The organism is Mesorhizobium sp. M5C.F.Ca.IN.020.29.1.1, assembly GCF_003997375.1.
Classification (GTDB): domain Bacteria; phylum Pseudomonadota; class Alphaproteobacteria; order Rhizobiales; family Rhizobiaceae; genus Mesorhizobium; species Mesorhizobium wenxiniae.
In genome coordinates this window covers 1-9,869 of the sequence record NZ_RZSW01000214.1, presented here as the reverse complement: position 1 = coordinate 9,869, position 9,869 = coordinate 1, and the positions used below count along the sequence as shown (strand labels likewise).

Below are 9,869 nucleotides of genomic sequence, written 5' to 3'. Positions count from 1 at the left end.
ATCGCGGAGAAGGCATCGGAAATGATCTTGCAGGACGCCAGTCAGAAGAAATAATACTCGGTGGCGCATCTGAGCTGACCGCAGATCGGCAGCTATTCGCAGTCGTGCCGCCGCCCGCGCCATCCCGACGCCGGCAGCGCCGAGGAGTCTACTGCGGCTTTGTCGCGCAGATCGCGAAGCGATGTTGAGTGACGCGTTCGAGCGCCTTGGGCCAACTCATCTGTCGAGACTGAGCGCGATGGATCGCGCCCAGTTTCCAGTCGACGACAGGCTGCTCCAACCCGGCTTCGGCCAGCAAGCGCGCTATCTCTTCCGCCCGTGCGCCGCCCGAGAAATAGATACGAGCAAGAATGCTCTGATGGCGTCTGGCCATCGAGGCGCCGTCATTGTCCGAGACCCGGGACTTGCCGGCCGTGAGCTTCTCCCAAAGTTCCCGCAAACCCATCGCCCAGTTGCGGCTGACGAAATCGCCGTCGATGATCAGCAGCTTGCCGCCGGGCTTCAGCAGCGAGAACCATTCGGCAAAGGCCGTCTTCGGATCCACCAACGTCCAGACCAGGTGACGGGTGACGATGACATCGTAGCTCGCCCTGTCCTCGAGCGTCCGTTCAGCATCCCTCAGGATGAAGCGGATATCGGCGCCGCGTTTTTGTGCCTTGGCGCGCGCCTTGGCAAGCATGGCTTCCGACCAGTCGAGGCCTGTCACCACAAAGGCTAGATCGTGCATCAGATGCGAAATGACGCCTGTCCCACAGGCAAGATCCAGAGCCGCCCGCCCGGCTCCAGGCCCAAGGTGCCTGCTTATAAGCGCATGCCAGGCAGCGCGCTCGCGCTCGGAAAAAATCTCGTGGCCGACCTGCAGGTCGAACGTCTCGGCGCGATCGGACCAATAGTCCCGAATTTCGTCGCGCAGCGAATAGTTTGCGTGAGCCGTCATTGCCCGAAACGCTCTCCCCAAAAGCGGTACATTGGAATTGCTCTAAAAGATAATACTTGATTAGACAATTCACGTTTTCTAAGCGGGGTGGGCAAAACTGAATTGCGAGAGCACAATGATTTTGAAGTCGATATTTGCGGCCGCGGTCGCCCTCGCGGCCTTCATGCCGCTTACCCTCGGCGCGCGCGCCGAGACCGTCACCGACATTAGTGGCCGTAAGGTCGAAGTGAAGACGCCGGTCGAGAAGGTCATCCTCGGCGAAGGCCGGCAAATCTACCTGATCGCCGCGCTCGATACCGACAACCCCTTCAAGCGAATCGTTGGCTGGCGCGAGGATTTCTCCCAGGCCGATCCCGACAATTACGCCGTCTATCTGGAAATATTCCCCTCGATGGCCACGATCCCGACCTTCGGCGGTTTCAAGGACGGCACCTTCGACATCGAGCAGGCCATCGCGCTTCAGCCGGACGTGATGATCATGAACATCGAGTCCAAGCAGGCAACGGAGGACGCGCAATATATCGAAAAGCTCGCCGCCGTTGGCATTCCGGTGGTCTATGTCGATTTCCGCGAGCATCCCTTCACCAACACCGAGCCGAGCATGCGCCTCATCGGCAAGCTCTTTGGCCAGGAAAAGCGGGCCGAGGAGTTCATCGCCTACCGCGCCGCGCAGATCGCGCGCGTCACCGAGGTGATCGCAGAGAAGGATCCAAAGCGCCCAACCGTCTTCGTCGAGCGCGCCGGGGGCTATTCAGATGACTGCTGCATGAGCTTCGGCAACGACAATTTCGGCAAGTTCGTCGAGATGGCCGGCGGCCGGAATATCGCGGCGGATCTGATCCCGGGCACTTTTGGTGCGCTCAATCCCGAACAGATCATCGCGAGCGATCCCGACCAGGTGATTGTTACGGGCGGTAACTGGGAGGCTTATGTGCCGGGTGGCAAATGGGTCGGCGTCGGTCCCGGCGCGGACGAAACGGCAGCACTGAAGAAACTCAAGGGCCTGACGGAGCGGCCCGCCCTCACCGGCATCAGGGCGGTGGAGAACGGGCGGATCCACGCCATCTGGCACCAGTTCTACAACAGCCCCTATCAGTTCGTCGCCATCCAGCAGATGGCCAAATGGCTGCATCCCGACCTGTTCGGCGATCTGGATGCTGAGGCCACCTTCAAGGAGTTGCACGAGAAGTTCTTGCCGGTCGAATACAGGCCTGGCCATTGGGTCTCGCTCTCCGATGAGCAGTGAACCCGCTACACTATCGGCCAAGGAAGGGCGCGGCCTCTACCGCGCACTTGTTCTGCGCAAGCAGCTTATGCTCGCAGGGCTCGCCCTGGCGCTGCTCCTGAGCCTTTGCGTCGATCTTGCGCTCGGCCCTGCCAGCTACAGCCTCGACCAGGTGGTGCTCGCGCTCGTTTCTCCCGCCAGCGTGCCCCCTCAGGTGCGCGTTGTACTGTGGGAAATTCGGCTTCCCATCGCGCTGATGGCCGTGGTCGTTGGCACAGCACTGTCGGTCGCCGGTGCGCAGATGCAGACCATCCTCAATAATCCGCTCGCCAGCCCCTTCACGCTCGGCATTTCGGCGGCGGCCAGCTTCGGCGCCGCGCTCGCGCTCGCCTTCGGCGTCGCGCTCATCCCCGCCGCGATCGAATATGTCGTGCCGCTCAACGCCTTCGTGGTGGCGATGCTGACCGCGCTCGTCATCCACCTGCTGAGTCTCAAGCGCGGCGTGACGGTCGAAACCATCGTGCTTCTCGGCATCGCGCTCGTCTTCACCTTCAATGCGCTGCTGTCGCTCGTCGCGTATCTTTCCTCGGAGCAGGCGCTCGCCGCGGTCGTGTTCTGGACGATGGGAAGCCTCACCAAGGCCACCTGGCCCAAGCTCATCATCACCAGCCTCATCCTTATCGCAACGCTGCCGATATTCGCGCGCCGCGCCTGGGCGCTGACGGCGTTGCGGCTAGGCGAAGACAAGGCCGCGAGCTTTGGGGTCAAGGTCGCACGCCTGAGGCTCGAAACCATGATGATGGTGAGCCTGCTTGCTGCCATTCCCGTCGCCTTCGTCGGCACCATCGGCTTCATCGGGCTCGTCGGTCCGCACATCGCCCGCATGCTGATCGGGGAAGATCAACGCTTCTTCCTGCCCGCTTCAGCGCTTGCTGGCGCCCTCATCCTTTCGGCAAGTTCGGTTGCCAGCAAGTCGCTCATTCCAGGCACGATCTTCCCGATCGGCATCGTCACCTCGCTTATCGGCATTCCCTTCTTCATCTCGCTGATCCTCTCGAATGTGAGGCGCTCATGGTAACGATCAGGCTCGATGGTCTCGGAGCCTTCCACGGGACGCGGCTCGTCCTTTCGGACGTTTCAACTCCCATTTTCCGAGGTGGCGAGGTAGTCGCCGTTATCGGGCCAAACGCAGCGGGCAAGTCAACGCTGTTCAAGCGCATCGCAGGGCTCTTGAAAGGCCCGGGGCGCGTCTGCCTCGAGGGAGCGGCGAAGGGACCGGACGGCATCTGCTACATGCCGCAGGATTCGGCAGCCAACGCGGTGCTGACCGTCTATGAATCGATCCTGCTCGCCCGCAAGCAGGGCTCTGCCTGGTCGGTTAGCGATGGCGACCTCGCACTCATAGACGGCATCCTGGCTGCGCTCAGCATCTCGGATCTTGCCTTTCGCAATGTCGGAGAATTGAGCGGGGGGCAAAGGCAGGTGGTGAGCATCGCCCAGACCCTCGCCCGCGAACCTGAAATCCTGCTCATGGACGAGCCGACATCCGCGCTTGACTTGCACCGGCAGGTCGAGGTGCTAAGCTTTATGCGCGGGCTTGCGCGCAAGCACGGGATTGCGGTGCTGATCGCAATTCACGACCTCAATCAGGCCCTGCGCTTCGCTGACAAATGCATCGTCATTGCAGACGGCCGGATGATCGCCTGCGGCACGCCGGAAGATGTTGTCACCCCGGCGCTTTTGCGTGACGTGTACCGCGTCGAGGCGCGGATCGAGCGCTGCTCGCGGGGCATCGGTCATGTGATGGTGGATGGCGTCGCGGTCGAGACGGCAGCGGCTGCGTCGATAGCAGCTTAAGGCATCTGTGGTCGAAAGCCAAAACCTAGAAAATAGATCGAAAATTCTGCGTAAACGTTTGAATTAAAAACATTTGTTATCGCCCAGGCGGCTACTTGGGCGACGAAGGGAGGCGTTCACTGACGACCGCTGCACGTCCTTTGACGAGCCGCTGTTGTACGAGAGACCTTGGGTAGACAGAGGTCGTGAAAACGCGCGATAAGGTTAGCCTGCGCTAGATCTAGAGATGGCCGGGGCACCAGAAGATGGCACGCCGAATGTGCAACGCAATGCTTGGCTTCGCGGCGCTTGCCATAACCGCGTGCCAATCGGCTCCTGAAGCGCCGCAACCCACTCCCGAACCTGCATTAGAACTTGGTACCATTCCCGCCCAAACTGCCTCGGATCCTGCGGCTGTTCCCTCCGGCTCAGCAATTATGCATCAATCCGTGGCGGTCACTCCGCCTGACAAGGCCGTTCCGACAAAGTATGCTGTTTTTTCGGGTCTATGGGCCGGACGATTGGATGGGATGTATGACGCCATACTTGCTGTTCAGACGATTTCTTCCAAAGGGAAGGTAACGGTTACCTATGCGTGGGGAACCCTGGGCGACAACCATCCGGGAGAGGCCGCCGGCGCTGGAAAAATTGTGGGGAGTACGTTGAAGCTTGAGCGCCTACCGAATGGCGCAGACGTCAGTTTTGTCATGCGGCCCGACAGAACCCTGGCCGGAACCGTTAGGCTTGCCGGCCAGACTTACACGGGCGCGTTTCTCAAGCAATGATCAAAGACGTGTCTGAAGGCTATGTAGGGTCAGGTGACCGTTCCATATTGCAGCCTATTGTTACCGGGGTGGGGCCTGCAGGCCGTGACCAACGGCTACAATGGTTGCCAGGGCCTCGGCTGCATGGGCGACGACCCGGATAGGGCTGTCGACAATACTCCCAGTTTGACAAGGAGGGTGAACCCAACTTTGACGAGCACGGCAGCTACCAGGGTTGTCATGGCGCTGGCTGCCTCGTCGACGATCCCGGAGATGATGAACAATTTCTGATGGATCGTCTGCGTCAGACACTCTCGGACAAGTTTTAATCGGTCGCGCTCATCCGCAGCGCCGAAAGGTGCGGCGGGCTTTTGCGTCTGGAGTAAAGGCTTTGAGACGAAAGTTAGCGGCTTTGAGGCGTGTTCTCGCTGACGACAATTGCTGTTGCCCGATCAGCCCGCGTCCTTGTTCCAGAGGCGCGGGCTCCTGATCGAGAGATGACCGCAGGCGGTTGGGTTTATTCGACGCGCGCTTGATCGCCAGTCTATCCGCTATTTGCGGTGACCGCATCATCAAGCACCTTTGTGCTGGGCTGTATGCGCGCGCCAGCAGGCGCGAACACCGAAATCGCCTTCGGGTGGACCTTGAAATGCGCCGGGGTCGAGGTGACGATCTCCCCATCAGTGTTCACCGGCATCGGCCTTTTCGTCTCGATGTCAAACTCGACGCATCTCGCTGTGCGAACCTCGCTCCAAGCGCCATGCGTGCCTGAGCGGAACGAGCGCAGCATAAGCGCCATTTTCCAGAGGTTCGTCATTTCCAGGCTGTACAGGTCGAGATGACCGTCATCGATCTCCGCCGTCTCCTCGACGATGTTGCCGCCGCCATAGTGGCGGCCGTTGCCGACTGCAATCTGGTAGGTCTTGACTTCGGTCGCTACGCCCTTTTCGGTAATCCTTGCTTCGAAGAGGCGGGCCTTGGTCAACACTTTCATGGCTGCCAAGGCATAGCCAAACCTGCCGAAACGCTTCTTCAGCGCCGGATCGAGACCCTGCGCAAGGTCGGTGCTGAGGCCGATGCTCGCAACGTTGAAGAAAGCGTGACCATTGACGGTTCCGATGTCGATCAGACGTCGTCCGCCCTCTACGATCACGTCGGCCGCCTTTCCCAAATCCAACGGTATTTCGAGGGTGCGCGCCAGATCGTTCGCCGTCCCCATCGGAATGATACCCATCGGCAGCCGGCTTTCCATAACCGCGACCGCCGCCGAGGACACCGAGCCATCGCCGCCGCACACGATCACAAGATCGGCCCCATGGCGAACGCGCACGATGTCGCGTGCTATCTCGGGCAGCGCCTCAAACGTCTCGACGCCGACGCGGAGCCCACCGGCTTCCAGCCGCTCGACGACCGGTGCGATAGATTCCTGCCCGCGTCGTGCCTTCGGATTGACGAGTAGAAGCGCGCGTCTGTTCGTGATGTCGTTCATGCGGCGTAGATAGGGTGCTAGCCTGCGGATTGCGACGTCAACACGCGCGCCCGGGAAGGCGCCAGAGTTGAATTTTCGTAACAGCCCGAATTGCTGGTTGTCACATCCGATGAGGAATCTGCACGGTTGGGGACGCTGTCGCCCGCATCCGCTGCGGCTAACTTGGCCGAACCTGACGCTCAAACGTCTTTGTGAGTCGACTTCTCGATGTCGACCGTTGATGATCCGAAATTTCGGCCTCATGCTCGTTCAGAGCGGCTTCCGGATCCATTTTGACAGGACGCCAACGATGCCCTCCCGGAACGACAGCACCGCGACAACGAAGATGATGCCCTGCCCGATGGTGACCCAGTCGCCAAATGTCGCGAGGTAATTCTGCATCGTGACGATGACTGCCGCGCCGACGATCGGTCCGAACACTGTGCCCATGCCGCCCAAGAGCGTCATCAGCACGACCTCGCCGGACATGGTCCAGTAGACGTCGGTAAGCGACGCCAATTGGAACACGATTGCTTTGGTTGCACCGGCGACGCCGGCGAGCGTGGCCGACAGCACGAATACGGCGAGCTTGTAGCGGTTGACCCGATAGCCCAGCGAGATCGCGCGGGGCTCGTTCTCGCGGATCGCCTTTAACACCTGTCCAAACGGCGAATGGATAATCCGGTAGATCAGCAATATGCCGGCGAAGAAGACGGCGAGCACGAAGAAATAGAGGACTTCGCTCGAGCGCAGGTCGATCAGCCCGAACAGATGGCCGCGCGGCACGGCCTGGATGCCGTCCTCGCCACCGGTAAACGCCGCCTGCAGCGAGAAGAAATAGATCATCTGCGCAAAAGCCAGTGTCACCATGGCGAAATAGATGCCGTGGCGGCGAATGGCGAGGGAACCGATGGCGAGACCGAGCACGGCTGCCACCAGCGTGCCCGCGATAATGGCAAGTTCAGGCGTCAGACCCCACACCTTTGCCGCATGGGCCGAGACGTAGCTTGCCATGCCGAAATAGGCTGCGTGGCCGAAGGACAGGAGGCCACCAAAGCCGAGCAACAGGTTGAAGGCGCAGGCAAACAGCGCGAAGCACAGCACCTTCATGACAAAGATCGGATAGAGCAGGAATGGCGCGGCGATGAGGAAGACGAAAAGCGCGGCGAAGATCGCAAGGTGATGACGGGGCATGCCCGCGGCGCCAACGGACGTGATGGTCGCCATAGCGATCGGGTTGGTGTCGGTTGCCATCACACACTCCGCCCAAACAGACCGGCGGGTTTGACGAGCAGCACGAGCGCCATGATGACAAAGATCACCACGGCCGAGCCTTCCGGATAGAACACGCGGGTCAGGCCCTCGATCAACCCAAGCCCAAAGCCGGTGAGGATCGAGCCGAGGATTGAGCCCATGCCGCCGATGACGACGACGGCGAAGACGACAATGATCAGGTCTGCCCCCATGTTCGGATTGACTGCGTATATCGGCGCGGCGAGCACGCCGGCGAAACCCGCGAGTGCGACGCCGAAGCCATATGTGAGCGTGACCAGCAGCGGCACGTTGATGCCGAACGCGCCGACCATCGTCGGGTTCTCGGTCGCTGCCCTCAGATAGGCGCCAAGCCGGGTCTTTTCGATGATGAACCAGGTCGCGAGGCACACGATCAGGGAAGCCACAATCACCCAGGCGCGCGAATTGGGCAGGTACATGAAACCGAGATTATGCCCGCCGGTCAAAAGCGGCGGCGGCGGGTAAGGCAGGCCAGATACGCCGAAAAACTGGCGGAAGAAGCCGACGATTATCAGCGCCAGGCCGAAAGTGAGAAGCAGTCCGTAGAGATGGTCTAGGTGATAGAGCCGTCGGATCAGCACGCGCTCGAGCACGATCCCGGTGACGCCGACGATCGGCGGAACGATGAACACAGCCCACCAGTAACCGACGCCGAGATAGTTGAGCAGCATCCAAGCGCCGAAGGCGCCCAGCATGTACTGCGCGCCATGCGTGAAATTGATGATGTTCAAGAGACCGAAGATGACCGCCAGCCCGAGGCTCAGAACCGCGTAGAAGGACCCATTGATCAGCCCGAGCAGCAACTGGCCGAACAGGACCTGCGGCGGAATTCCAAGCAGTTCGAACATGGTCGCTCCAGCTGACTTGTCGACGAGACGACGCGCCGAGCGGTTCGGCGCGTCGTTGGCGAGGGCTCGCTTATTTAACGAGCGAACAGCCGCCTTCGGCGAGCGGGCGGAACGCCTTGTCGGCCGGAATGGTGGCCACCGTCTCGAAATAGTCCCATGGCCCCTTCGACTGGTCCGGCTTCTTGACGCGGAACAGATACATGTCATGCAGCTTGCGCCCGTCGGCGCGGATCGTACCCTTGCCGAACAGCGGATCGTCGGTCGGCATTTCCTTCATCTTGGCCATCACCTTGGCCGCATCCTTGTCACCAACGGCCTCGACGGCTTTAAGGTAATGCAGGACCGAAGCGTAGACTCCCGCCTCGATCATCGAAGGCTTTTGTCCGGCATTCCGCTCCTGGAAGCGGGCAGAGAATGCCCGCGTTTGATCGTCCTTGTCCCAGTAGAACGCGCTGGTGAGCACGAGACCTTGCGCCACGTCGAGGCCAAGCGCATGCACGTCATTGATGAACATCAGCAGGGCGGCGAGCGCCTGGCCACCCTGCGTGATGCCGAATTCCGACGCCTGCTTGACTGCGTTGATCGTGTCGCCGCCGGCATTTGCGAGGCCGACGACCTTGGCACCCGACCCTTGCGCCTGCAGCAGGAAGGACGAGAAATCCTGGCCGGGGAAAGGATGACGGACAGCGCCGAGAACCTTGCCGCCCGATGCTTCGACGACCGCCGACGTATCGCGCTCGAGCGCGTGGCCGAAGGCGTAGTCTGCCGTGACGAAGAACCAGCTATCGCCGCCTTCTGCGACCATGGCCGAGCCCGTGCCGTTGGCAAGCGCCCAGGTGTCGTAGGTCCAGTGGACGGTGTTGGGCGAACATGCTTTGCCGGTGAGGTCGGACGAGGCCGGACCCGAGGCGAGGAAGATCTTGTTCTTCTCCTTGGTGATCTCGTTGACAGCGAGCGCCACCGACGAGGTTGGCACGTCGGCGATTACATCGACGTTTTCAGTGTCGTACCACTGGCGGGCGATGTTCGAGCCGACGTCCGGCTTGTTCTGGTGGTCGGCGGAGACGATCGACACGTTGATGCCCTTGTCCGCGGCCTTGAAGTCTTCCGCCGCCATCTGGGCCGCGATGACCGAACCTTCACCGGCGATGTCTGCATAGATGCCGGAACGGTCATTCAGAACGCCGATCTTGACATCCGTGGCGTGGGCCGTGCCGGCCATCAGCAGGCTCGTCAGCGAAGCCAGAATAAACCCCATTTTTTTCATCGCTACTCTCCTCCGATTGCGGCGCAACGCGCCGTTGATGATTGCCTCAGACACCGAGATAGGCGTGCAGTTTGTCGATGTTGGCGTCGAGTTCGTCATTGGGGATCGTGTCGATCACGCGCCCCTGTTCGACCACGTAGTGACGGTCCGCGACCGACGCGGCGAAATGAAAATTCTGTTCAACGAGCACGATCGTGAATCCCTCGTCCTTGAGCCGGGCAATGGTGCGGC

General features: G+C 60.8%; 9 protein-coding genes and 1 pseudogene. 4 read left to right on the top strand and 6 right to left on the bottom strand.

Annotated elements, in window-relative coordinates; all coding sequences use genetic code 11:
- Positions 1-148: 148 nt before the first annotated feature.
- Positions 149-937 (bottom strand): class I SAM-dependent methyltransferase, encoded by a 789-nt coding sequence (locus tag EOA85_RS18110; RefSeq protein ID WP_127210637.1) that lies wholly within the window; start codon positions 935-937, stop codon positions 149-151.
- A gap of 163 nt (positions 938-1,100) precedes the next feature.
- On the opposite strand from EOA85_RS18110, the gene EOA85_RS18105 reads away from it, so the two are divergent.
- From EOA85_RS18105 to EOA85_RS39055, 4 genes are all read left to right on the top strand, one after another.
- The gene (locus EOA85_RS18105) at positions 1,101-2,183 is read left to right on the top strand and encodes an ABC transporter substrate-binding protein (RefSeq protein WP_245485842.1); all 1,083 of its coding nucleotides are present in this window, start codon (positions 1,101-1,103) and stop codon (positions 2,181-2,183) included.
- Positions 2,173-3,240 (top strand): iron ABC transporter permease, encoded by a 1,068-nt coding sequence (locus EOA85_RS18100; RefSeq protein ID WP_127210635.1) that lies wholly within the window; start codon positions 2,173-2,175, stop codon positions 3,238-3,240. The genes EOA85_RS18105 and EOA85_RS18100 overlap by 11 nt, the downstream gene beginning before the upstream one ends.
- Complete coding sequence (locus tag EOA85_RS18095; protein WP_127210634.1) at positions 3,234-4,019, top strand: ABC transporter ATP-binding protein; 786 nt, start codon at positions 3,234-3,236, stop codon at positions 4,017-4,019. Before EOA85_RS18100 ends, EOA85_RS18095 begins: the two co-directional genes overlap by 7 nt.
- 269 nt (positions 4,020-4,288) lie before the next feature.
- A complete protein-coding gene (locus tag EOA85_RS39055) occupies positions 4,289-4,783 on the top strand; it encodes a hypothetical protein (RefSeq protein ID WP_245485840.1) in 495 nt (164 codons plus the stop codon).
- Positions 4,784-5,306: 523 nt separating this feature from the next.
- On the opposite strand, the gene EOA85_RS18085 is transcribed toward EOA85_RS39055, so the two are convergent.
- The 5 genes and pseudogenes from EOA85_RS18085 to EOA85_RS18065 all read right to left on the bottom strand — a co-directional run.
- Positions 5,307-6,251, bottom strand: a complete 945-nt coding sequence (locus EOA85_RS18085; protein ID WP_127210632.1) for a lipid kinase — start codon at positions 6,249-6,251, stop codon at positions 5,307-5,309.
- 249 nt (positions 6,252-6,500) lie between these two features.
- Complete coding sequence (locus EOA85_RS18080) at positions 6,501-7,424, bottom strand: branched-chain amino acid ABC transporter permease (RefSeq protein WP_245485841.1); 924 nt, start codon at positions 7,422-7,424, stop codon at positions 6,501-6,503.
- Between the two features lie 59 nt (positions 7,425-7,483).
- Positions 7,484-8,371, bottom strand: a complete 888-nt coding sequence (locus tag EOA85_RS18075) for a branched-chain amino acid ABC transporter permease (RefSeq protein ID WP_029355907.1) — start codon at positions 8,369-8,371, stop codon at positions 7,484-7,486.
- Positions 8,372-8,441: 70 nt separating this feature from the next.
- Entirely contained in the window at positions 8,442-9,629 is a 1,188-nt protein-coding gene (locus EOA85_RS18070) for an ABC transporter substrate-binding protein (RefSeq protein WP_240992870.1), read from the bottom strand.
- Between the two features lie 55 nt (positions 9,630-9,684).
- A pseudogene (locus EOA85_RS18065) lies at positions 9,685-9,869 on the bottom strand (ABC transporter ATP-binding protein); the annotation flags it as partial.

Bases quoted from the DNA above. Each gene is read 5' to 3' on its own strand.
- EOA85_RS18085 (WP_127210632.1), bottom strand. From the start codon at position 6,251: ATGAACGACATCACGAACAGACGCGCGCTTCTACTCGTCAATCCGAAG.
- EOA85_RS18095 (WP_127210634.1), top strand. From the start codon at position 3,234: ATGGTAACGATCAGGCTCGATGGTCTCGGAGCCTTCCACGGGACGCGG.
- EOA85_RS18075 (WP_029355907.1), bottom strand. From the start codon at position 8,371: ATGTTCGAACTGCTTGGAATTCCGCCGCAGGTCCTGTTCGGCCAGTTG.
- EOA85_RS18080 (WP_245485841.1), bottom strand. From the start codon at position 7,424: ATGCCCCGTCATCACCTTGCGATCTTCGCCGCGCTTTTCGTCTTCCTC.
- EOA85_RS18105 (WP_245485842.1), top strand. From the start codon at position 1,101: ATGCCGCTTACCCTCGGCGCGCGCGCCGAGACCGTCACCGACATTAGT.
- EOA85_RS18100 (WP_127210635.1), top strand. From the start codon at position 2,173: ATGAGCAGTGAACCCGCTACACTATCGGCCAAGGAAGGGCGCGGCCTC.
- EOA85_RS18070 (WP_240992870.1), bottom strand. From the start codon at position 9,629: ATGGGGTTTATTCTGGCTTCGCTGACGAGCCTGCTGATGGCCGGCACG.
- EOA85_RS39055 (WP_245485840.1), top strand. From the start codon at position 4,289: ATGCTTGGCTTCGCGGCGCTTGCCATAACCGCGTGCCAATCGGCTCCT.
- EOA85_RS18110 (WP_127210637.1), bottom strand. From the start codon at position 937: ATGACGGCTCACGCAAACTATTCGCTGCGCGACGAAATTCGGGACTAT.